The 23,566-nt window shown below is 43.0% G+C and carries 20 protein-coding genes; 9 read left to right on the forward strand and 11 right to left on the reverse strand.

What is annotated here, in order from left to right; all coding sequences use genetic code 11:
• Positions 1–12: 12 nt before the first annotated feature.
• The 5 genes from BMW98_RS08885 to BMW98_RS08905 all read right to left on the reverse strand — a co-directional run bounded on the left by BMW98_RS08885 (position 13) and on the right by BMW98_RS08905 (position 4,537).
• Complete coding sequence (locus BMW98_RS08885; protein WP_090258140.1) at positions 13–327, reverse strand: hypothetical protein; 315 nt, start codon at positions 325–327, stop codon at positions 13–15.
• A 121-nt stretch (positions 328–448) separates the two neighbouring features.
• Positions 449–628 (reverse strand): hypothetical protein, encoded by a 180-nt coding sequence (locus BMW98_RS08890; protein ID WP_090258141.1) that lies wholly within the window; start codon positions 626–628, stop codon positions 449–451.
• Between the two features lie 52 nt (positions 629–680).
• Positions 681–2,258 carry a M1 family metallopeptidase gene (locus BMW98_RS08895; RefSeq protein WP_090258142.1) on the reverse strand — a complete coding sequence of 526 codons (1,578 nt, stop codon included), beginning with the start codon at positions 2,256–2,258 and terminating at the stop codon, positions 681–683.
• A 102-nt stretch (positions 2,259–2,360) separates the two neighbouring features.
• Entirely contained in the window at positions 2,361–3,236 is an 876-nt protein-coding gene (locus BMW98_RS08900; RefSeq protein WP_090258143.1) for a dimethylarginine dimethylaminohydrolase family protein, read from the reverse strand.
• Positions 3,233–4,537: an APC family permease gene (locus tag BMW98_RS08905; RefSeq protein WP_090258144.1), complete on the reverse strand. Its 1,305-nt coding sequence runs from the start codon at positions 4,535–4,537 to the stop codon at positions 3,233–3,235. Before BMW98_RS08905 ends, BMW98_RS08900 begins: the two co-directional genes overlap by 4 nt.
• A 68-nt stretch (positions 4,538–4,605) precedes the next feature.
• On the opposite strand from BMW98_RS08905, the gene BMW98_RS08910 reads away from it, so the two are divergent.
• The 3 genes from BMW98_RS08910 to BMW98_RS08920 all read left to right on the forward strand — a co-directional run bounded on the left by BMW98_RS08910 (position 4,606) and on the right by BMW98_RS08920 (position 8,846).
• Positions 4,606–5,694 (forward strand): aromatic ring-hydroxylating oxygenase subunit alpha, encoded by a 1,089-nt coding sequence (locus BMW98_RS08910; protein WP_090258145.1) that lies wholly within the window; start codon positions 4,606–4,608, stop codon positions 5,692–5,694.
• 72 nt (positions 5,695–5,766) lie between these two features.
• Complete coding sequence (locus BMW98_RS08915) at positions 5,767–7,953, forward strand: DUF6851 domain-containing protein (RefSeq protein WP_090258146.1); 2,187 nt, start codon at positions 5,767–5,769, stop codon at positions 7,951–7,953.
• Between the two features lie 38 nt (positions 7,954–7,991).
• The gene (locus BMW98_RS08920) at positions 7,992–8,846 is read left to right on the forward strand and encodes a sterol desaturase family protein (RefSeq protein ID WP_090258147.1); all 855 of its coding nucleotides are present in this window, start codon (positions 7,992–7,994) and stop codon (positions 8,844–8,846) included.
• Between the two features lie 159 nt (positions 8,847–9,005).
• Here BMW98_RS08920 and BMW98_RS08925 read toward each other — a convergent pair whose 3' ends face one another.
• From BMW98_RS08925 to BMW98_RS08940, 4 genes are all read right to left on the reverse strand, one after another.
• Complete coding sequence (locus BMW98_RS08925; protein WP_090258148.1) at positions 9,006–10,409, reverse strand: HTTM domain-containing protein; 1,404 nt, start codon at positions 10,407–10,409, stop codon at positions 9,006–9,008.
• Positions 10,410–10,647: 238 nt separating this feature from the next.
• Complete coding sequence (locus BMW98_RS08930; RefSeq protein WP_090258149.1) at positions 10,648–12,075, reverse strand: amidohydrolase; 1,428 nt, start codon at positions 12,073–12,075, stop codon at positions 10,648–10,650.
• 123 nt (positions 12,076–12,198) lie between these two features.
• The gene (locus BMW98_RS08935; RefSeq protein WP_090258150.1) at positions 12,199–12,456 is read right to left on the reverse strand and encodes a hypothetical protein; all 258 of its coding nucleotides are present in this window, start codon (positions 12,454–12,456) and stop codon (positions 12,199–12,201) included.
• The gene (locus BMW98_RS08940; RefSeq protein ID WP_090258151.1) at positions 12,443–12,943 is read right to left on the reverse strand and encodes a DUF4494 domain-containing protein; all 501 of its coding nucleotides are present in this window, start codon (positions 12,941–12,943) and stop codon (positions 12,443–12,445) included. Before BMW98_RS08940 ends, BMW98_RS08935 begins: the two co-directional genes overlap by 14 nt.
• Positions 12,944–13,479: 536 nt before the next feature.
• Here BMW98_RS08940 and BMW98_RS08945 point away from each other — a divergent pair.
• A complete protein-coding gene (locus BMW98_RS08945; RefSeq protein WP_090258152.1) occupies positions 13,480–16,737 on the forward strand; it encodes a S41 family peptidase in 3,258 nt (1,085 codons plus the stop codon).
• 66 nt (positions 16,738–16,803) lie between these two features.
• Here the strand turns inward: BMW98_RS08945 and BMW98_RS08950 are convergent, their stop codons facing one another.
• The gene (locus tag BMW98_RS08950) at positions 16,804–17,394 is read right to left on the reverse strand and encodes a 2OG-Fe(II) oxygenase (RefSeq protein WP_090258153.1); all 591 of its coding nucleotides are present in this window, start codon (positions 17,392–17,394) and stop codon (positions 16,804–16,806) included.
• Positions 17,395–17,396: 2 nt separating this feature from the next.
• Positions 17,397–19,154, reverse strand: a complete 1,758-nt coding sequence (locus BMW98_RS08955; RefSeq protein ID WP_090258154.1) for a tetratricopeptide repeat protein — start codon at positions 19,152–19,154, stop codon at positions 17,397–17,399.
• 164 nt (positions 19,155–19,318) lie between these two features.
• Between BMW98_RS08955 and BMW98_RS08960 the strand changes: the two genes are divergently transcribed.
• The 5 genes from BMW98_RS08960 (at position 19,319) to BMW98_RS08980 (ending at position 23,447) form a co-directional block, all read left to right on the forward strand.
• The gene (locus BMW98_RS08960) at positions 19,319–20,008 is read left to right on the forward strand and encodes a Fe2+-dependent dioxygenase (protein ID WP_090258155.1); all 690 of its coding nucleotides are present in this window, start codon (positions 19,319–19,321) and stop codon (positions 20,006–20,008) included.
• Between the two features lie 30 nt (positions 20,009–20,038).
• The gene (locus BMW98_RS08965; protein ID WP_139177466.1) at positions 20,039–21,136 is read left to right on the forward strand and encodes a type 1 periplasmic-binding domain-containing protein; all 1,098 of its coding nucleotides are present in this window, start codon (positions 20,039–20,041) and stop codon (positions 21,134–21,136) included.
• A 2-nt stretch (positions 21,137–21,138) separates the two neighbouring features.
• The gene (locus BMW98_RS08970) at positions 21,139–22,068 is read left to right on the forward strand and encodes a methionyl-tRNA formyltransferase (protein WP_162844707.1); all 930 of its coding nucleotides are present in this window, start codon (positions 21,139–21,141) and stop codon (positions 22,066–22,068) included.
• 140 nt (positions 22,069–22,208) lie between these two features.
• Positions 22,209–22,814 carry a phage tail protein gene (locus BMW98_RS08975; RefSeq protein WP_090258158.1) on the forward strand — a complete coding sequence of 202 codons (606 nt, stop codon included), beginning with the start codon at positions 22,209–22,211 and terminating at the stop codon, positions 22,812–22,814.
• Between the two features lie 24 nt (positions 22,815–22,838).
• Positions 22,839–23,447: a phage tail protein gene (locus BMW98_RS08980; protein ID WP_222843610.1), complete on the forward strand. Its 609-nt coding sequence runs from the start codon at positions 22,839–22,841 to the stop codon at positions 23,445–23,447.
• Positions 23,448–23,566: the final 119 nt, after the last annotated feature.

Below are 23,566 nucleotides of genomic sequence, written 5' to 3' on the forward strand. Positions count from 1 at the left end.
GATATTTTAAAGCTAATCTTCACCTTCTATTGTTATCGGTAAATATTCAAGTCCTACATTCAGAGCCATGTAAAAATCAATTGCTTGGTCATCACAGTCTACAATTAGTAGTATATGAGACTCTTTTTCAGAAGCCATCTCAACTTCCTCTATTCCTGTTATTCTTACCGTCATAGATAGACTGGAATTGAATGGGATATTCACGAACCAGTTCTCTTGCACTCGTCCCTTTTTTAGTCTTCCAATTAGATAGAATTGTTTCCTTTTTCTAATTGCGAAACTGTCTATTACCTCAAATATTCCTTCTGACCTTGACTGTTCCATCATGCTCTACAACTCGTTTATATATGGAACTTCCTAAATAATTCCGCAATAACCAACTTTAGAAATATCGACAGCTTGAGCTTGTTGCTTATTCATCGCTTCACTTAGAGTGAAACGATGAGTGCTATTCGAAGGGATCGTCATCTTCTTGCTCTTGCACAAGCTCGGTTTTTATAAAAGTGTCTTCCATAAAATTGCGCTCATGCTTTATACTATTGGCCATGCCAACCATATAGGCGACCATAAGCACTCTTAGGAAGGTAAGGATGCGTTTTGCGAGTGAGGCTTTGGGCTTGTGTGGCATGTGAGTGCCTACACAAGCATTGCTCCAAGTATTGTAACTATCTGTTTTACTGTCACTTTTGCTCGAAAAGTAGCCAGGTGTCAGGGTCGAGTACTATTTTGGCAGGTTTTTCTTTTGCGTCTACCGTCCACTCTTGCGACTTACGGTCTAGGCGAACAGTCTTCCTTTCCGTACTGCCGTCTTCATAAACAACGTCTACCTCTAAATCGAAGATAAAGTCTTCGGCTTGGCTCTGCGTAAAGTTTACAGTGAGCTTTTTGCCTTTGTATTTCCAGTCGGCTTTTAGTTCGGGCTGACCTGCCTGCATTACCCATTGTGCGAAAAACTGATCGAGTGAAAGCCCAGATACGCCTTCGAATACATTTTTAAGATCTTCGGTGTAGGCATTTGAAAGCTTGTACTGGTCGTAATAAGTTTGAATGCCTTTCCAGAAGTTTTCATCGCCCACTTTTTTTCTAAGCATATGCAACACCCAGCCACCTTTTTGGTAAGAGTTGGTGTTGAGTAGGTTCATGTAATTCTCAATAGCTGGGTTTACGATCGGTACACGCTGCTGCTTACTAAAGGCGATGATTTGCTCTCGTTGTTCTTTTTCCCGCCCCACAAAGTTCTCTCGACCATATTTCTGCTCCATGTACAGGTTGGTAAAGTAGGTGGCAAAGCCTTCGCTTAGCCAAGCGTGGTGCCAGTTGGCTTCAGAGGCAGAGTTGCCAAACCACTGGTGCGCAATTTCGTGCGCAATAAGTCCTTCGGCAGTTCTATTGCCGGTTACAGATTTTTCGGAATAGAAAATGTTCGAGGCATTTTCCATGCCGCCAAACTGTGTTTTCGACTGCACATTGGCCAGCTTTGCGTATGGGTAAGGCCCAACATGGTTGATAAACCAATCCATTACCGGCACTGCCTGTGCATAGTCATAAAAGCCCTTTTCTCTGTCTTGTGGGTAAACCCAAGAGCTGATGGATATATCGTAAATCTCTCCGCTCTCTTGTATGGCAAAGCGTGCTGCACCAATCACCATTACTTTGGTGGGTAGCACCACTTCCGACTGCCAGTGAGTTAGCGTAATATCCGCATTAATGTTTGTTCTTTCTTTCAACCTTCCGTTACCAATTACCTGATAATGCGATGGAGCCGTTACGATCCATTCAACCGTGGCCTTATCCGATGGATGGTCCACAACAGGCAGCCAATGATGGCCGCGGTCTGGCCAGTTATCGCCAAAGAAGGTGCGGTCGCCATATTTGTTTTTAGATATGATAAGGCCTGTTTCAGGTACACCCTCGTAGGCCACAAGGATTTTTGCACGGTCGCCTGCTTTTGCTGTATAGTTTAGGGTGAGTTTTTTGTCCTCATGCGCAAAAGGCACCTTTTTGTTATCGCTCATTACGGTGAGTACCTTCATGCCTTTGCCGTTATTCTCTTTTTTCAAATCGAGTTGAAAGCTGCTCACGTCCTTTTTAAAAAGTACATCTACCGTGGCTATTCCGTTAATTTTATCCGACTCGTCTGTTAGGGTTAACTCAAAGCGGTAATGTTGAATGTCGATGGCAGCCAGCCTATCGTAATGCTTTTGCGCAAAAGCTGATGTTGTAAGAAGAAGGCAAAGCGCTGTAAGGAGGTATCTCATGTCTCGAAAATTTGGGGAAGCTAATCATTCAAGCTGTTGGACGCAATTGAAATAATTCAAGGCCTCACTTTAAGTGAGACCTTGATTATTGGCTTAGTAGTGTTATACAATTCGCTCCAATGGCCTGGTAAGGCAGGTTGGGCCGCCACAACCTAAGTTGCTAATATTATCGCCATTATAAGTTTCAACTTTGCAGCCAGCCGAAACTAGTCGCTCTTGGGTTATGGGGTTACCTTCTACCATAAGGCAATGACTTGGGGCCAAGGCTAAAACATTACAGCCCATAGAGTCAAATTCTTCTTCGGGGCACTCAACCAAGCGATAATTTCGTTTTAAAAGTGCTTCTCTAAAATAAATGGGCATAAGCGGAGAGTAAACCACCGCTAAGTCTTTGTCAATTGGGCTAATGATTGACATGAGGTGGAAAACATCGGACGGGCCGCGGAAGTGGGGGAGTTCTACTACAAACACTTCAATTCCTTTGGGTTCCAAAAATGCCTTTATCTGCTCAATGCCCGAATAATTCGTGCGATAAGTATGGCCAATGGCGAGTGTTTTTTCATCGAGCCAGCACATATCGCCACCCTCTACTGTTCCGGGCGCGTCTATTGTACCTAAAATTTCAACCCCTTGAGATTGAAAAAATGCACGCTGGTTTTCAGGCTCAACATTTCTATCGGTTTTGCCCATGTTGCACAAAATGATGCCAAAGTCGGTGGCCAATGATGCATCGCGGCAGTAAATGGCATCAATAGAAGTATTGTCTTTTTGTGGCAGCTTCATTACTTCAGCTCCTGCTTTGGCTATAATGTTTTCGAAAACACGGTATTCACTCAGCGCACCATCAATTATTGGCCTGTCCAAATAGTTGAGCCGAGCATACTCAGTATCTATTTTCTTCTGAGAAATAAAGGCGTGAGCAGCCGTATTGATCAGTATCCTTTCAATCTTTCCGTAGTCAGAGTGTGCAGTTTTCATTTTTTGTTTTGTCGTTTTTTAAGCAGAAAAATAGGAAGGCCAGCCAACGTTCCGCAGATGCCCCAAACTGCGGCTTCTTGTCCGGAGCCAATAATTAGCCAAATGGAAAATAAAGCTCCAACTAATGCCGTGGCAATAGTTTTGGTGTTGAGCTTCAGTTTCTTTTTCGCTTTAGAGGCGAAATAGGCAAAGGCAATTGAGCTTGCCAGGTAAGAAAAAAGAGCGGTAACGCCAGAGAGCAGAATTAAAAAGGCGTAAAGGCTGTTAAAGTTTTTCGATTGATTCAAAAGGAATAAAAGGGTTACTAAAACACTCGAAAAGATGATTCCTAAAGTAGGGGCGTTGAACCTGTTCTTTTTGGCAAAAAACTTAGGCATTAGGCCATCGGTAGCCATTCCCATTGGTACTTGCCCTTGAATCAATATCCATGCATTTAAAGCCCCGAAGGTAGAAATACACGCCCCTGCAGCGATAATGTAACGGCCTGCATCACCCCACATAAAGGCAGCAGCATCGCTAAATGGGGCGATGCTGTTTTCAACTTCGGTAGGAGACAGCACCCCAAAAATCGAAAACGAACTAAAGAGGTAAATAAAAATTACCAATACGGTGCCTAGCATTGTTGCTTTCGGAATTGTCTTCTCAGGGCGTTTAATACTTCCGGCAGGTACTGTGGCTGTTTCTAGCCCTAAAAAAGCAAATAAGCATAAGGCTGAAGACATGGTAATGGCTTTAACAGTATGCTCTTGGCTCATGTTAAAAGGCTTGAAGTTGTCTACATTGAAGAAGAAGAGGCCACAAAGGGCGACCACGACTAATGGCGCTACTTTGAGCACTGTAGTAACCACTTGCACCTTGCCACCCCCCGAAACACTTTGACTGTTAATAATAGTGAGCAGCCATATGGCCGAAAGCCCAACAACGGTTATGAGTATTTGATTTTCAGCAATTGAAGGAAAGAATACACTTAAATAGCCTGTAAAAGACAGTGCTATAGCGGCATTGGTGCACCAAACAGAAACGAGGTATCCCCAGCCAACCAAAAAGGCTGGTAAGTCGCCAAAGGCCTCGCGGGTGTAGGCGTAAAAGCCGCCAGTTTTTGGGTCTACTTTGCTCAGTTTACTAAGTATATTGGCTAACACCAACGCGCCTGCTGCAGCCAAAAGCCAACCAAAAAGACTTATTCCACCAAATGGGGCTAATGAAGAAGGAATTGTGAATATGCCAGAGCCTATCATACTGCCTACCACAAGGGTGGTTGCAGTGAATACGCCAATTTTTTTGGGTTTAGAACTGGTCAAAAGATGAGGTTGAAATTCGGTTGAAATGGTTAATTTGAAAAAGTTATTAGTTAAGATAGAGATAAAAATTGAAAGCACTTCAATTCAATATTCATCCGGAAATAGAAAAAGCTGAAACTTTACCTTCCAGCTTTTATCGTTCGCAAAGTGTTTACGATCAGTTGATTGAGCGCGTATTTGCCAAAAGCTGGCAGTTTGCTGGCGATGTTAGCCTTTGCAATTTAGGGGGTACTGTTCATCCATTTGAATTTATGGAGTACGGCCTTCAAGAACCCATGTTGCTGAGCAATGATGGGGGCATTATTAACTGCTTGTCTAATGTGTGCACACACCGCGGTAACATCCTTTGCCACCACCCCAAAAAAGCTAGAAATATTACCTGCATGTACCACGGACGCAGGTTCAATTTAAAGGGCGAATTCCAAAATATGCCGCAGTTTAAAGAGGCGGCTGACTTTCCAAGGCCTGAAGATAGTTTGCACCAATTTCCGCTAAAGCAATGGGGGCCTTGGCTGTTTACGGCCCTTGGTAATGAACTAGATTTTCAGCCCGTGCTCGATGCCATGGAGCGGAAAGTTGGCTTTTTACCACTTGACCAGTTTAAACTGGATACTTCACGAAGCAAAGACTACTTGGTGAATGCACATTGGGCGCTTTATTGCGATAATTACTTAGAAGGTTTTCATATTCCTTTTGTGCACGATGGTTTGAACCAGGTGCTGGATTATGGTAAGTACAAAACGGAATTATATCCCCATGCTAATCTGCAAGTTGGCTATGCGGCAAGTGGTGAGCACGTATTCGACTTGCCAAAGGATCATGAAGACTTTGGGGAACAGATAGGCGCTTATTATTTCTGGCTTTTCCCGAACATGATGTTCAATTTTTACCCTTGGGGCCTTTCTATCAATGTAGTGAAGCCCATTTCTTTAAATAGAACCAAGGTGAGTTTTATCTCCTATGTGTTAGATGAATCGAAACTGGATACCGGTGCAGGTGCTGCGCTAGACAAAGTTGAAAGAGAGGATGAGTTTGTGGTAGAGGGTGTGTTTAAAGGCATGAGTTCTAGAGTTTATAACACTGGTCGGTTCTCTCCAAAAATGGAAAAAGGTGTGCATCACTTTCACAGACTATTGGCAGAGTTTTTAAGTGAATAACAGACCAACCTGAGCGACCACTTTTTAGAAAGAATTAATAGATTGCAAGGTGCAGTATAAATGTAGATTCAAATGAAACGACTTTTTCAACTCTTATGCTTGTTGGTGTTCGCACCAAGTTTTTTGCAAGCGCAGTCGGTGGCGCGTCAGTGGAATGAGGCGCTACTTCATGCCATAAGGAATGACTTTGCTCGACCTACCGTTCACGCCCGAAATTTGTTCCATATTTCGGCTGCCATGTACGATGGTTGGGCAGCCTATAACGTAACAGCATCAACTTACATGTTGGGAAAGACAATGAATGGTCAGTCGGTGCCCTTTACAGGAGTAAGTTTCGAAAGTGATTTGAGCACAAAGGAGCAGCAAGAAATGACGATGAGTTATGCTGCTTATCGCTTGCTTTTGCATCGTTTTAGGTTTTCTCCGGGGGGTGAAGAACTGCTGGAGACTTTTGACGAACTGATGGAGAGTTTAGGCTATGATATCAATATAACCTCTGACAATTATACTGACCTTGGCCCAGCTGCTTTGGGCAATTACATTGCTTACAAATACATTGAATTTGGATTGAATGACGGCTCCAATGAGCAGTTCGATTACGCGAATGAATACTACTATTCTGTAAACCCACCATTAAACCCGAATGAGCCTGGCAACCCCGAACTGGATAATTTAAATCGATGGCAAGCACTTGGGCTGGATACTTATGTAGATCAGGCAGGAAATCCCATTGTAGGAGCTATCCCGTTTTTGAGCCCCGAATGGGGCAATGTTTGGCCTTTCGCTATGACGGATGAACACAGAAATGTTTACGAACGCGATGGTGCAATTTGGAATGTGTTTCAAGATCCCGGCCCACCGCCATATATTCAAGCAGAAAAAGACGAAGAGGGAAATAATCCCTACAAATTTGGTCACGAGTTGGTGGCCATTTGGTCATCTCATTTAGATCCGACCGATGGCGTAATGTGGGATATTTCTCCAGGTGCGAGCGGCAATTTGAATGAATTGCCAGCAACGCCAGCAGATTACCCAAACATGTACAACTTAGTGAATGGGGGAGACGGTAGTACAGGTAGGGCCGTGAATCCGTTTACTGGAGAACCGTACCCAGAAAACATGGTGCCGCGGGGAGATTATACCCGAGTTTTAGCTGAATTCTGGGCCGATGGACCAGACTCTGAAACGCCACCTGGGCACTGGTTCGTAATAATGAATCACGTTTTTGATGATCCAGATTTTGAGCGAAAGTTTGAAGGCCAAGGGGCAGAAATGGATGAGCTGGAGTATGATATTAAGGCGTACTTTCTTTTAGGAGGAACCATGCACGATGCGGCCGTTTCGGCTTGGAGTGTAAAGGGGTATTACGATTATATAAGGCCAATATCTGCAATTCGTGGTATGGCCGAGTTGGGGCAGAGTTCTGATCCTAATTTGCCCAATTACCATGAGAATGGCTTGGTGTTGAAAGAAGGCTTGGTGGAACTTGTAATGCCAGGTGATCCATTGGAAGATGAGGGTACAGATACTTATAAAATAAAGCTATTTGCATGGAGAGGTCCCGATTTTATTGAAAACCCCGAAACCGATGAAGCAGGCGTAGGGTGGATACTTGCAGAAAATTGGTGGCCTTATCAGCGGCCAACTTTTGTAACCCCGCCATTTGCAGGCTATGTTTCTGGGCACTCTACTTACTCTCGTGCTGCAGCAGAAGTACTTACCCTGTTAACGGGGAGCGAATATTTTCCTGGAGGGGTTGGTGAGTTTGAAGCGCCTAAAAATCGTTTTTTAGTCTTTGAAGAAGGCCCAAGTGTGGATGTCACCCTACAGTGGGCAACCTACCGCGATGCGTCTGACCAGACCAGTTTGTCGCGTATATGGGGCGGAATTCACCCACCAGCCGATGATGTTCCTGGTAGAAAAATGGGAATAGAAATTGGCCATAGAGCGTTCGCTTACGCCAAAGCGCATTTCGATGGTTCGGTAATTACCAGTATACCTGATGAGGAGGTTTTTGCCAAATTGAAATTTGGTCCGAACCCTGTACAGTCTGGTGAGCCGATCACCATCAGCCTGAATGGTTTGCAGCTAAAAAGTGCCAAAACCATGTCGCTTTCTGGTGAGCTATTAGGTGAGGGCTTTACTTTAAAAGATCAACAAGCCGAAATATCTACGCATAACTTAAAACAGGGCATATATCTGCTGAACCTACAGGGCAAAGATTGGCAAAGCACCATTAAAGTGTGGGTGAAAGAATAAATTTTACCTTTTGCTCCAATTCAGTAAATTATAGCATTATGGAATCGATTGTAAATTTCTTTGGAGACATACCCACACCTTTTCGTGCCGGTATTTTAATTGGCGGCATCGTGTTGTTTTGGGTGTTGGAAGGCACTTTGCCACTTTTTCAATTTCAGTATAAAAAAGTGAGGCATGCGGGAATCAATCTATTCTTTACGCTTACCACCATGATTATTGGTTTTAGTTTGGCTGCCGCCTTGTTAGCTGCATCAAACTATGTTTCCGATAAACAGTTTGGCTTGCTCTACTTGGTGGATTTACCGCTTTGGGCGCAGTTGGTAGTAGGAGTATTACTACTCGATTTAATAGGCGCTTATTTTGTTCACTGGACAGAGCATAAGGTAAAATGGATGTGGAAATTCCATTTGGTACATCATACTGATACCACGGTTGATGTAACTACTGGTTTGCGACACCACCCTGGCGAAACTGTTTTTAGAATTGGTTTTACCATTTTGGCGGTAATTATTGTAGGTGCACCAATGTGGATAATTATGTTCTACCAGAGTATGTCGGTGCTTTTCGCCCATATTACGCACGCTAACATCAACATGCCTAAGTCGGTAGATCGAGCCTTGTCATGGGTGTTTATTACGCCACTAATGCATAAGGTGCACCACCATTATCAGCAGCCGTTAACTGATACTAACTATGGTAATATCTTTTCTTTCTGGGACCGTATTTTTGGCACTTTTGCCCAAGTAGAAGATACCACCGCTTTAAAGTATGGAGTGGATACACATATGGATCCGAAGGAAAACGATGAAATGGGTAATTTGCTAAAAATCCCCTTCCAGCCTTATAGAACACCTGAAGATGTTGTGACCACAGATAGAATTTCCTCCATATAGCAACAGACTTCTGACTTCCGTCCTGACTTGTTCTCACCCTCTGTCCCTGAAGGGATGCCAATGATTTAGTTACTCCGAATTAGCTTCCGACTTTTTTACCTGCCGTAACTTGTGTAGGTAGGCCGACTCCGGCTTTCTGCAGGTTGTGTAGTCAGGCGATTACCGTTGCTGCTCCAATTCAACTTCTAGTGGAATAATCCAATCGGCATAGGTAAAGAGCGGGAGACTGACCGTTGTAAGGTCTACATTACGATCAATTATACGTTGGTATTGGCGACCATTTAGCGAGGCATGTGCTTCTACAAACACCCCAACATCGGCTCCCATTAGTTTGTATTCTTCTTTTAAAAACTGCGCAAAATTCCAGATCATGTAGGGTTTTCCGTCCATGTCATTTATTTGCCATGGTTCTATATAGCCCTCTAAGTTTATGCTTATTAGTTCGCCATTGGCATTGTTGCGAACAAAGAATTGTGTGGCTCCACTTTTACTGCGGAGTTTCATGTGCCACGAATATCGGTGGCCTTCTTCCGTCCAATGTACATTGCCTGGAATAAGCCAGTGCCTCAATGGAAGAAAAGCTTGTAGCGCGACAAATGAGCTCAGGCAAATGGTTGTAAATCGGTGCCATTTAGGGTTTTGCAATTGGTTGAATGCAGCAAGGGCTTGACTGCCCATTTGTGTAGGCTTCGAGCCGAGTTTATTTAATAGTTTTCTTGGCCAATCAGGGTTGAAATAGATGGTGGTGGCAAGCATCATGAACCAAGGGAAAATGCCGATGGAGAACATTTCGGCATTCATTAGGTGGAATAGGGTAATGATAAAGTAAGCTGGTAGTCGAGTTCGTTTGAAGAGTAGGGCTGGCACCACCAAAAGGTCTAGGAGTAAGCCGGAATATGACATAAATAGAATCATCCAATATTCGGTAAAAAACTGACCGATGATGGGGAAGTCAGTGTCGCCACTTAGCCAAAGTTTTAGCGGATAGCCTTGTAGCCAGTCGGGATTAATTTTGGCAACGGCTCCAAAGAAGTAGGGAACACCGATAAGGAATCGAACCAGCCATAAACACCAACTTTCGATAAGCGGGCTTTTTTTGTTCTTCCATAGGAGTGCATCTATGGAGAAGTAGCGATTGGCCGGTATGAAAATCAGTATAAAACTGATCAGAACAACTAGGTAAAAGTGGTTGAGGTAGCGCCCTTGTTCTAGTAAAAATGTATAGGTAAAACCTAGGAAGAAAAGTACAGTACTTATTCGGTACAAAAAACCAATGGCGATAAATACCGCCAATGTGCCTAATGCGTACCATAGCAGGTACATCCACTGTTCGGGCAATGGCTGAAAATTAAATGGTCCGTAAGAAAAATTGAAGGCTGGCTCTACCCAATAACGGTAAATCCAGTTGTACTTAAAGTAGCGGGTAACCTCCCATAGCATAATACCGCCAAAGGCAATTCGAAAAAGTATAATGGAAGAAATGTCTACAGGGGCAAAAAGATTTTCTCTCCAGTTTTTACTCCAAAGTTCACGGAAGTCTCCCTGTAACTCAATCTTGCTCATGTGGTTTTGGTTGGCTGGTTACGGGCTAAGATAACTCAGTTTGATAAATGTAGGAGCAGATTGCTGCGTTTATTAGGCTAAAAGGGCGTTTTCTACTAAATTTTTGGAATATGATAGTTGCGCCCGATATTTCCCCGGAATCAGATCTTATTCAATCGTAATTTTAACCCTAGGAAATATCGTGACGCACTTAAGCCAATGTTTTGTGTTGAGAACCTATTTTACTTCTGTTCCCTACTTATTTCCTATAGTCCAGAGGTGGGGTTCTGTCGCCTACAAGGGCTTCGTAAACAAAGTCATCGCCTCTTCTGCGCATAAGTTCTTCTAATGCTCGACCAGTTACCGCAGGGTCGTTAAAAATGTCGATAGCGGTTAGGGTAAGCGTTTTTGCTGCTACCAACATGCCTTTCTCTCCAATGCTCATTCCGCCTGCTGCCACGGCTTGCCAAGTGTGTGCCGAAGTGCCAGGAACCCAAGTCGCTGTTCCCAATCCCGCAGTTGGTACAAGCCAGCTTACATCGCCAACATCGGTAGAGCCACCAGTGCCTTTTTCGCGTACCACAAACTCCTGAACTTTAGCAGCACTCGCCAAGTCTACCTTAACATTGGGGTAGGTTTGGATGATCTTTTCAGCAAAGTCTCTTTCTTCAGGAGAGTAGTTTACACCACCCACTTTTTCCAAGTTCTTGTGCATTATGCGGGCAAGCGTTTCGTTTGGTAGCACATTGTAAAGCCCATGAATCACCTCATAATCCATTTCTGTATTTGTGCCCATGGCCGCACCTTCAGCTGCTTTTACCACTTTGGCGAAAATTGATTTCACATTGGCTACATCAGGGTTCCTTACGTAGTAAAACACCTCTGCAAAGGCAGGTACTACATTTGGTGCCTCGCCACCTCGTGTAATTACATAATGTATTCTGGTTTCTTGCGGAACATGCTCGCGCAATAAGTTCACCATGTAGTTCATCGCCTCTACGCCATCGAGTGCAGAACGACCGCGTTCTGGGGCAGCTGCAGCATGTGAAGCCTCCCCGTAAAAGCGAAATTTTGCAGATTTGTTTGCTAGGGTAGAAGTAGCGCCCGCACTATTTCCGCTGCTCGGATGCCAGTGTAATACAGCATCTACATCGTCTAGCAATCCGGCACGAGCCATATATACTTTACCAGCACCACCTTCTTCCGCTGGTGTGCCATAAACACGGATGGTACCAGCTGTTCCAGTGGCCTCAAGCCAGTTTTTTACCTCGATACCCGCAGCCATAGATGCCGTACCAAACAAGTGGTGACCACAGGCGTGGCCTGCACCGCCCTCAGTAACGGCTTCCTTGTGGGCAACGGCTTTTTGTGATACACCGGGTAGCGCGTCAAATTCAGCCAAAATACCTATTACCGGGCCGCCAGATCCCCATTCTGCTACAAAGGCCGTAGGGATGTCTGCCACGCCCGCACGCACTTTAAAACCTGCATCGGCTAGGGTGTGCTGAAGTAGTTCGGAGCTATTGTGTTCCAAATAACCTAACTCAGGGTTCGACCAGATTTGGTGGGCAATGTCATTATAAAATGAAGCTTTGTCGTCTAAAGCTTTTAAGATGTCTTTCTCCTTTTTTTGGGCAAAAAGTGATAGCCCGCAGCATAGCAGGGTGATGGTTAGTAGTCTTTTCATAATTCGGTTTTTCAAAACGCAATTAAACGCGCTCTGAATATAATATGAAAAGAGGAAATAGTCAGAACCGTCAGTAATTCAACTCACTGAGTTTTCTATTTCCAAAAATGAATGGATTGGTAATTACCTTCTACACCCCTCAACAGTCTTTTCCAAAATGCCCATCACCTTATCGGCATTCATGCCAGCCAAAGAGGCAGGGAAACCAACTTCTAAGTTAGAGATGGTTAAGCTTTGCGCAGCTGAATCATACTTGTAGTCCAGCGAAATGCCGTTTTTCGAAAGGTAGCCAGCATCGCCTTTCAATTCAATACCCTGAGATTTTAGCTTTTGCTTTAGGCAGTCGAATGCTGCAGCAGATACGTTATCAAACTGTTTCATCTTCCGATTCTTCTTGTTCTACTTCCGCCAAAGGCTTTAGGTTGTCAGGAATTTTTTCCTCACTGCTGTGGTGGAATACTTCCAAGATAGGAGATTCTTTGATCTCGGGCACTGTAAATGTTACCAACATATTGTGCAGCGACTCATGGATTCTGTCGTATGCTTCGCTAATGTTTTGCGCATGAATGATCATCATGTTGGTTACTTTCTTTTCCTTACCAGAGTCACCATCGGTAAGCATATAGGTGATTTTTACTTGGTAGAAAGTGTCACCGCCCGGGTATTCAAAAACATCGATTATTTTACTTTTTGTAATGCTTGCCACCTGGAATTCACCCATTACGCGCTGCCCCATTTCCTCGTAAATACGGGCTTCAGCCTCGGTAAATGAAAGGGCGTCTGTCAAGTAAGCCTCGTTTACGTTTTTTACGCGTCCGTGCTCGTCTTCTTTTTGGTATTTTACTTTACAGGTGAACCAAGTTTTCATAATCGATTGTCTTTTTCGGACTGCGAAGTTAAAATTGATTTGTGAGAATGAAAGGGCTTTCTTTAAAACTGTTTTACCTAGTGGGTTTGTGAGCTGGTGGATTGGGAATAGGGAATTAGGGAAATGGTGAATTAGGAGATTAGGGAAATGACCAAGCGATTAGCCTTGTTTAGCGATGGACACCCTCGGTCCCAGAAGGGATGCCACAGTTTTAGTTTCTCAGACTTCCGTCTTCCGTCTTCGGTCTTCTGTCTCCCGACTCTATTTATTTTACCCTCAGTCCCTAAAGGGATGCCCCTGTTTCAGGTTCTCCGACTTCTGTCACCCGACTTCGGTCTTCTGTCTCCCGACTCTATTTATTATCACCCTCAGTCCCTAAAGGGATGCCACTGTTTCAGGTTCTCTGACTTCTGACTTCCGTCTCCCGTCACCCGTCTCTTTACCTTCCATAACTTGTGTAGGCTGGCTGTCTTAACCCCAACTCTTCCATCTTCCGACTTCTTTTCCTAGATTCATGGGCTAAATCAAACAACACTATGAGAAAACTGGTCATACTACTTTTAATTTTTTCAGCTTTTGGGTTGAAAGCTCAAGAGAATCCACAGTGGATTCGCTATCAGGTGATTTCGCCCAATGGGCAGCAAATTGCCTTTACGTACAAGGGAGACTTGTATACTGTACCAACTTCGGGTGGCAGGGCCACTCAACTTACTTTTCATAAGGCGCATGATTATATGCCGGTTTGGAGTAAGGATGGCGAGCAAATCGCTTTCGCTTCTGACAGATATGGCAATTTTGATGTGTTTGTAATGTCGGCTAAAGGTGGTGCCGCCAAACGATTAACTTTTCATTCAAGCAACGAGTCACCGTTTAGCTTCTCTCACGATAATGCCGCTGTAATTTTCGGTACACACAGGCAAGACACCAAGGAGCACCGCCAATACCCTACGGGGTCGCAGCCTGAGCTGTACTCGGTGCCAGTGAGTGGTGGCAGAGTTGATCAAATTTTTACTATTCCTGCAGAGTATGTGCAAGTGAGCAACGATGGCAACACCATGATTTATCACGATAAAAAAGGTGGGGAGAATGAGTGGAGAAAGCACCACACATCATCAATTACTAGAGATATTTGGAAGTTCGACAAAACGACAGGTCAACATGAAATGATTGTCAAAAGAGAGGGTGAGGACCGCCAGCCAATTTTTACTGCAGACGAGCAAGGGTTTTACTACTTAAGCGAAGAGAGCGGCACTTTCAATGTGCACAAAACTACTTTTGCCAACCCTAGTCAAAATCAGCAGATCACATCTTTCGATTTACATCCTGTGCGCTTTTTGAGCGCTGCAAATGGCACATTAGCCTTTGGGTACGATGGTGAACTTTATACCATGAGAGAAGGTGGTGCCCCACAAAAGGTGAATGTGGAAATAGTAACCCAAGAAATTGACAATTCTGACAGTTTCATTACCATTAACGGTGGTGTGCGCGAAATGGCCATTTCACCAAACGGAAAAGAAATAGCATTTGTGGCACGAGGAGAAGTATTTGTAACCTCGGTTGATGGATCGATTACCAAGCGTATTACCAACACACCAGAGGCAGAGCGCTTTGTAACCTTTACTCCTGACGGAAAATCGGTGGTGTATGCTGCGGAAAGAGATGGTAAGTGGAGCATTTTTAAAGCTACACGTGAGCGCGAAAAGCAAGAGCCTTTCTTCTTTGCCGCCACCTTAATTAAAGAAGAGGTTTTACTAAGCAACGAGGTAGACAACTACATGCCGCAGTTTTCTCCTGACGGTAAAAAGATGGCCTATATTGCTGACCGCAGAAACTTGAAAGTGCGCGATGTTGACAGTGGCAATGAAGTAGCCCTTATGACAGAAGACGACTTGTTTCATATGCGTGATGGCGACAAGTATTTTACATGGAGTCCCGATAGTAAGTGGTTGTTGGTTGACTGGAGCAAACTATTGAACAATAGCGAAGTACTGTTGCTTTCTGCAGATGGAACGCAGCGCCATAACCTTACGCAAAGTGGTTTTTACGATTCGTCACCAAAGTGGGTGAACGAAGGGAAGCAAATGATATGGTTTAGCAACCGCAATGGTATGAAGAGCTATGCCACCAGCGGCCGTGCCCAAAGCGATGTTTACAGCATGTTCTTTACCCAAGATGCTTGGGATAAATACCAATTGAGCGAAGAAGATTATGAGCTGATGCAGGCCATAGAGGAGGCTACCGAAGCTGAAGAAAAACCAGAAGAGCCGGCTGACGATAAAAAATCGAAAAAGAAAAAGAAGGGTAAGGAAGAGGCTGAAGAGAAAAAAGAAGAGAGCAAAGATTTAACCTTCGACTGGGAGAATATGCGAGAGCGTAAGGCGCGTTTAACCATTCATTCATCAAACCTTGGCGATGCCGTACTTTCTAAAGACGGATCGAAGCTTTATTACCTAGCCAGCTTTGAAGGCGGACAGAACCTTTGGGTTACCGACTTAAGAACAAGAGAAACCAAAATGGCCATTAAACTTGGTGGCTATGGCAGCTTGCAGTGGGACCCTAAAATGGAAAACCTTTATTTACTAAGCGGAGGAAGAATTGCCAAAATAAAGCCTGATTCAGGAGGTAGAGAAGGGATTTCGATTAGCGGAGAAATGCAGTTTGATGAAGTGGCTGAAAGAGATTACATGTTCAATCATGTGTGGATCAGAACTAAGAATATCTTCTACGAGCCAACTTTCCATGGTGTAGATTGGGAATTGATGAGGACAGAATATGAGAAGTACCTACCACATATTGGTAATGGTTATGAGTTTGCTGAAATGCTTTCTGAAATGTTGGGCGAACTAAATGTTTCGCATGCTGGAGCCCGATACGGAACAAGTATTTCCAATGCAGATGCTACTGCTTCACTTGGAATTTTCATGGACTTCGACCACCAAGGTAATGGTATATTAATCGATGAAGTAATTCAAGGTGGTCCGCTAGATAAGGCTGACCTGAAGGTAGAAGCCGGTATGATCATTCAGAAGATTGATGGTGAGCAAATAACTCCACAAAGAGATGTGGCTAGCTACCTTAACCGCAAAGCGAATAAATTCACTTTGCTAGAAATTACCGATGCCAATGGGGGCAAGGTGCAGCAAGTAACCATTAAGCCAATTTCTATGGGTGCTGAAAATGGCTTGTTGTATGAACGCTTTGTACGCATAAATGCTGCTGAAGTAAAAGAGAAGTCGGGTGGTAAACTAGGCTACGTGCACATTCCGGGCATGAGCGATGGCCCCTACCGAAGCATTTATGAAGAGATGATGGGTAAATACTACGAAACAGACGCTGTAATTGTAGATACCCGCTTTAATGGTGGTGGCGACTTGGTAGCCGACTTGGCCATGTTCTTTACCGGAGAGCCATTTATTACTTATGCTACTGCAGCTAAAGTAGTAGGGGGAGAGCCAACCTCTCGCTGGACAAAGCCTACCTTGGCCATGTTCAACGAGTCGAACTACAGTGATGGCCACTGCTTTGCGCAGGGTTACACCGATTTGGATATTGGCACAACCTTGGGAATGCCTACGCCTGGAACTTGCTCTTTTGCGGGCTGGGAAGGTCTGCCAAGTGGAGGCTCATGGGGCGTGGTGCCAGTAAGTGCCAAAGACAAAAACGGCCGTTGGATGGAAAATCTACAGACCGAGCCAGACATTAAAGTAAAGAATATGCCAGGTACTATTGATGCAGGAAGAGATGAGCAACTGGAGCGTGCTATTCAGCAACTAATGAGCGAGACGGGGAATTAGGGAATTGTTTTGCATAGAACATAATAAAAAGGGCTATCGAATAGGTAGCCCTTTTGTTTAACTTTTCTATTTAAAATGAGGGCCTGTTATCCATGCAACCAATGACTTCCTAATTCCTGAAGTAATTGGGGTAACTCTGTGTTGAATGAATGAAGGGAAAATTACCACGGTACCCAGACTCTTTGGAGCGTTTATTTCATTTGTATTTACCTTGAATTGTAAATCTCCACCTTCATATGATGAAGGCTCAGACAATTGAACGCTCAAACTAAGTTTTCTTGTTGAAGCTTGGCCATTACTGAAGTCTGTGTGCCAATCAAAGAAGTCATCCGAATCGTATTGGGCTATTTGCAGTGGCTCATATATGCCTGATAAATCAAAGGCATATCGTTGCTGATTCACCTGAATGGCTAACTGAGCAAGCTTATGAATAAAAGGAGCATATTCAGCGTCATCGGGTTCTAAAAAAGTCACAGTGGATTTTCTTAAATCAGGCATGTCTAATCCCTCATCGGCCACTTGAGCAGCGGACTTTACTTTACTCTCATAGGCCTTAAGTATTAGTTCTACTTCATCTTTCGTGAAGTAGCTTTCTACCCAACAAGCATCCATAAACTGACTTAGCTGCGGTGGATTAAAAGGTAGTTTACCGCTCATGACTAAACGAGTTGCGGGTCTTCAAACCAAATTTTTGTATCAGTGTAATTTACTGTTACTTTCAGTTTTTTGCCCGAACTTCCAATTATAGGCTGATTAAAGAAGGATACTGCTTGCCCCCAATGGTTGTCTTTTCGCCCAGGAGCACTGCTTAGCGTAATGCTATCATCCATAAAAAGCGTAAACCAAAATGCGACACCATGAATTGGGTCTGAAGAGTTTATTTCAACTGAAATATCAAACCTACGGCATTGGTTAGGTGCCATGGCAGGCCAAAGATTTTCGAAGTCTACATCAAGAATTTTAAATTCATCTGAACAGAATTCATGGGTTACTTCCGAAAGATTTTGAGTGATATATTCTTCTGGCACTCTAAACTGGTCGAACCCTGAAAGATCGAACCCTGAGATTTTAGTGATAGGATTTACTGAGCTTGACTTTGGGGCATGTAAAAGTTTACCTTTTACCTCAGCAGCCTTAGGTATTACCTTTGTTCCTTCCTCACATAGGCTTTCCAATGCATGGCGGAATGATGGAACGGCATGTTCACCCAGCAGGCCAGAGTCAAATATTTCGGCTACAATAATATTTGGTTTTGAATCAAGCTCGTTGGCTGTGAGTTGTGTGGATTTTGCTTGAAATAGTTGAATTTTTTCAGTGTACCCATTTTTGCCTATATTTTCCTTTGCAGCTTCAGCAATATATTTTGACTGTTCACAGGCATATACTTTTTGCGCTCCATGCTTGGCAGCCATCATGGCCAATAATCCAGAACCTGTTCCAATGTCTAACGCTACTGATTCTGCTTTAATAGCTTTTTCAATGGCTTGCTCAAACGCATCGTTTCGTTCGTGATCAGCCAACATTTTTAAATGCCATGGTGGTACAAAACGAGACATGACGCGGCTAAGGTTTTGCCTAGTGCCTAAATCATTAGGGTTTATGCTTAGTGCTTTTTTATATGAATTAACAGTGTTATCGAAATCACCAATTTCTTGATACGTGTTTCCAAGGTGAACATGAATTCCCCAGTCGCCTGGTTGGATTTGAACGGCCTTTTTTAAATAAGTCAAGCCTTCCTCTGCTTGTCCATTTTGCCCCAAAAAACGTCCTAATTCTAGGTTGGCTTGAAAATGAAAAGGGGCTTTTTGGGCTGCTTGTGTTAAGTAGTTATGAGCGTCTTCTGCTTTGCCTTCTGTTTCTAGAATTGAAGCTAGGTTGATCATTGCTTCTACCAGATTGGGGTCTTTTTTTAAGAGTTGCTCTAAAGTTGATTTGGCCCCGGCTGAATTGTTCGTCAAAAGCTCTAACTGTGCCATCATAAGGTAGCTGTTCTGACTCAGAGGTTCACTATATAAAAAGGGCTTTAATATACCTTTAGCCTCATCGTATTGACCAAAATGTGTTTTGATCTGCGCAATTTGAAGACCTATGTCGTCTCTTTCAGGAGCTACTTTACTTGCTTTTTCTAAATAGATAAGGGCGTTCTGAAAGTCTTGAATTTGTGTGCATATAAAGCCAAGATTACTTAAGCTTTCAAGGTTTTCAGGATCTAAGCTAAGTGCTTTTTGCCAACTATCTATTGCTTGTTGGGCATTGCCCTTCATTAGGTAAAGCATGCCAAGGTTGGAAAGTGCTTCTACTGAATTTGGGTCATTACTTAATGCTTCGCTAAAAAATATTTCTGCATTGGCAAGGTCGCCTTTTTGTTGATAAGCTTTAGCTTTCTCAACAAGAGATTCTTTGTGTGTAGTGTCCATTTTTTTAACAGTCTTGTGGCAAACTATTTATTTTAGCTTTAAGCAGCAAGCCTTAATTGTAGCATAATCAATATTTATAATTCTTAAGCAATTATTGGTGCTAAGTTTTTCAAATCGATTAACAATGCTTAAACTCACAACAGAAATCTCAACGCACACATACAATGCAATTAAATTCTGGAAACTATCTGCAGATAGATGAGCTATTAAATGCTCAAGAATTGTCTGCCATATTAAATCTCATTAATCAAGCTGGTTTTTCAGATGGTAAGTCAACGGCTTCGGATGCCGCGGCAGGAGTTAAGCAAAACAAGCAGATAAGTGCAGAAAGCAATTTTCAGGCACAGCAAATTGCGCAAATTGTATCTCAGGCCATTTCTCGCAATAAAAGAATTCAGTCGGCCATACTCCCTAAAGTAATACTGCCACCCTTGGTCAGTCTTTATGAACCTGGAATGCACTACGGAACTCATGTGGATAGTCCATTGATGGGCACACAGTTTACGATTAGAACGGATGTGGGGATGACGCTTTTTCTTTCGCCTCCAGAGAGTTATGAAGGAGGCGAATTGGAAGTGATTACAGAGGCGGGTATAAAGCTATTTAAGCCTGCTGCTGGCTCGGCTGTTATCTATCCAACAACTAGGCTGCATCAGGTATTGCCGGTTACCAATGGTAAAAGGATGGCCGTTGTTACTTGGATGCAGTGCGCTATTCGCAATCCGGGTCAACGTGAAATCATAGACCAGATCAACCAAGTACTTGATCAAATGGGGCAAGCGGAGCATAAGGAAACTAGGCTGGTGCTTCAGCAGGTTTACAGCAACTTAATTCGTATGTGGGCCGAACTTTAGTAGAACCAGCAAATCACACCTAAAATGATTATGGAAGAAATTACAATTGGGATACTGATCCCTAACTCTGGTATTATGCCAATGGGCAAACAGTTTGATAGAGCGCTTAAAAAAGCACTTAAAGCAGAACTGGCCGAAACTGAATTTGAACCTGAAATATTAACCGAAACTGTTGGACAAGGAAGCCCAGTGTTGATAGAAAAAGCGCTGGACGATTTTTTTGGGTACCACGATGTTGACCTTGTTGCTGGATTAGTAACTCCAAAAGCTATTGAAGGCTTGGTAGATCGGTTCGAAAAGCGAAATATCCCTTTCATTATGAATAACCTTGGAGAGCACTTAATACCTACCAAAGGTTATGGTGATAACGTATTGGTTAACTCAACCCACCTATGGCAGCACTGCTTTGCCATGGGGCAATATGCAGCTCAAAACCTGGGTAAGAAAGGGCTTGTTTTAGGAGCCATGTTCGACTCAGGATATGCTTTTTTAAACTGCTTTCAACTAGGTTTAATGTCGGTCGATCAAAATTTTGATCACGACCTTAAGCTCCTTCAGCTGCCTCAGCCAGGCAAGTTGTCTGAAGTAAAAGAAGCTTTTGATAGTATAGATATAGGAGCTTATGATTTTGTGTTTCCGCTATTTTGTGGAGAAGAAGCTACTCTTTTTATTGATGAGTTTCATGCCAGAGGATTAAACAGTAAAACTAAAATTGTGGCACTTCCATTTCTGTTTGCACCAGAAAAGTATGACTTGGCAGGGCTTGAAATGATTTCAACTCAAAATGCACTAAGTAACGATGCCTTATGGAAGAATACGTTTGTCTCAATGGGGGATAAGTGCGGCAAAGCAATTGGGAGAGTTTTAGTAGAAAATAATGGTAAACTAAACGTTGAGGAGTTAAAGAAGAACCTTGAATGGCTAGATTCTTCTGTAAGTTATGATTCAACTCAGGTCCCTAAATTGAATAGTGCAATTACAATTCTTAGTCATAAAGTTGTGAGTGGAAACAATGTTGAGACAAAGGAGTTGGCGCAGATAGATGGGCCAATCAGCGAAAATGAACATATTGTACAGTCTAGAGATGCACTAGCTAGTGTATGGATGAACTCTTATTTGGCCGTTTAAGAATGAAGGTACTATTACTTACTAATTCAAATACACTTTCAATTCCAGCCATAAAAAAAATAAAGGATGATGGCCTTTTGGTTGGGGTAGGAGTGCTAAAAAAGCACGTAAACCTTTTAGCTTCTTCAATACATGCTGCAGGTGTAGCCCATGAGGAAATATTACAACTAGAAAGGAGTAGTTGGGTTGAAGAACTGTCCTTGTTTATAAAGGAGCATCATGTTGAAACTGTTTGGGTGCTTACATTTCCATGGGTAATACCGGAATCTCTTCTTAGCGTACTACCAAATAGGTTTGTCAATTTCCATTTCGGGCTTTTGCCCAAGTATAAAGGAGCGGATCCTATTTTTTGGCAGCTTAAGAATAGTGAAGAACTTGGTGGAGTAACCATACACTTAATGAGTGACCAAGTAGATGAAGGGCCAGTGTTGTTGAAAGAAGAACTCCGAGTAATCCCCGGGGAAAACTACGGTTTGCACAGTAGGCGCTTGGGAGAGATGGTTCCTTCTATGGTTGAAAAGATTTTGAGCTTGCTAAAAAGTCAACCTAATGAGTTTCTGACTTTAAAAAGTGTAGACAAAGCTTTTGATCAAAAGCCAACTGAAGATGATTTGACCATTAAATGGGGGGAACAATCTGCAACTGAAATAGAATATCTTATAAATGCTACTAATCCGAAATATGGTGGTGCGTTTACAGTTGTAGCAGGAGTAGAAATGCGAATTTTGGAAGTTACACCGGTTAGCCTAGAACAAAGAATCGAATCTGGGCCAGGGCAAATAATACATGCAGATGTAGTTTATGGTGTGGTTGTAGCCTGTATAAATAATGAGTACTTAAGAATTACGGTGGTTAACACTGCAGAGGGGTATATGTCTGGTGTCAAGTTGTTTAACCTTGGCTTTTTGCCTGGGCAGCGGTTTACTTCTTAAATCAGTACATAAGTTTACGGAAGTTGAAATCGTTTGAATATTTTTCTTAACTTAAAACGATTTCGATAAATCACACTACTCACACACAATAAAATGAAACACACAAATCTAATTTTACACAACAAATCATTCACAACATCATGGAAGGATATTTAGCCGAAATAAGAGGTTTCGGAGGAAACTTTGCGCCTAGAAACTGGGCGTTTTGCAATGGGCAATTGCTCTCTATTGCTCAAAATCAAGCATTATTTTCCCTATTGGGAACGACTTATGGCGGAGATGGGCGTACCACTTTTGCCTTACCCGATTTAAGAGGGCGTGCCCCAATTAGTGCTGGTACGGGGCCGGGACTAACACCTCGACCGCTTGGGCAAAGGTCTGGTCAGGAGTACGTGGTTTTGACGCAGACTCAGATACCTTCTCACAATCATGTGGCTCAAACGCAGGCCATAACAGCACAAGTAACTGTTATGGCTAAAGATGGAGATGCAACTTCTGAGACCCCAGCAGCAGGTTTGTCTCTTGCTAAGGGAAATACAGAAGTTAACTTTGCTCCTACTCCTACTAAAATGTATGGAGATGTAGGTAATAATGTAGTTCTAGGTTCTGGAATCAGTCAAATTCCTGCTGGTCAGGGTGTAACTGTTGGAAATACAGGAGGTAGTCAGTCTCATACAAACATGCAGCCTTACCTTACAATTTATTGGATTATCTGTATGGCCGGATTATTCCCATCTAGAAATTGATTTCTCAATATAACTTTAAATATTATGGAAGGAACTATTGGAGAAATAAGAGGGTTTGCTGGTAATTTTGCTCCGAGAGCTTGGGCTTTTTGTGAGGGTCAATTAATCGCTATTGCTCAGAACACAGCCCTGTTTTCAATTTTGGGAACAACCTATGGCGGAGATGGTAGGACAACTTTTGGGTTACCCGATTTAAGGGGTAGAATACCCATAAGTGCCGGTACCGGACCAGGGTTAAGTACACACAAACTGGGATCAAGAAGTGGTATTGAGGATGTGACTTTGAATATCTTGAATTTGCCGAATCATTTTCATTCAGCGGCTACAACTCATGAAATGCCGGTGTCTGTTTCTTTAACTGCAAAGGATGGAGAAGCAACTGAAGACACTCCTGATGATGGACTGTTTCTTGCAAAGGGAAATACAGAAGTAAATTTTGCTGCTACCCCTTCTAATATGTATGGAAGTGCAGGAAACGATGTGACCTTAAGTACAGGTGTTGCTACGATTCCTGCTGGTCAGGGTGTAACAGTTGGTAATACAGGAGGTAATCAGTCTCATAACAATATGCAACCTTATCTTACTATTCATTGGGTAATTTGTATGTTTGGAATCTACCCTTCGAGGAATTGATCTGATCTAGCTTGACATAGAACAAGAAAAGGCCATCTTTTACTGATGGCCTTTTTATAAAATATGTCTATGGTGGAAAGAAATGAAAGTTCAGTAGAGAACCTGCGTTTTACATCACG

Origin of the sequence: Roseivirga pacifica (genome assembly GCF_900111145.1) — a bacterium.
In the GTDB taxonomy this organism is placed as follows: Bacteria; Bacteroidota; Bacteroidia; order Cytophagales; family Cyclobacteriaceae; genus Roseivirga; species Roseivirga pacifica.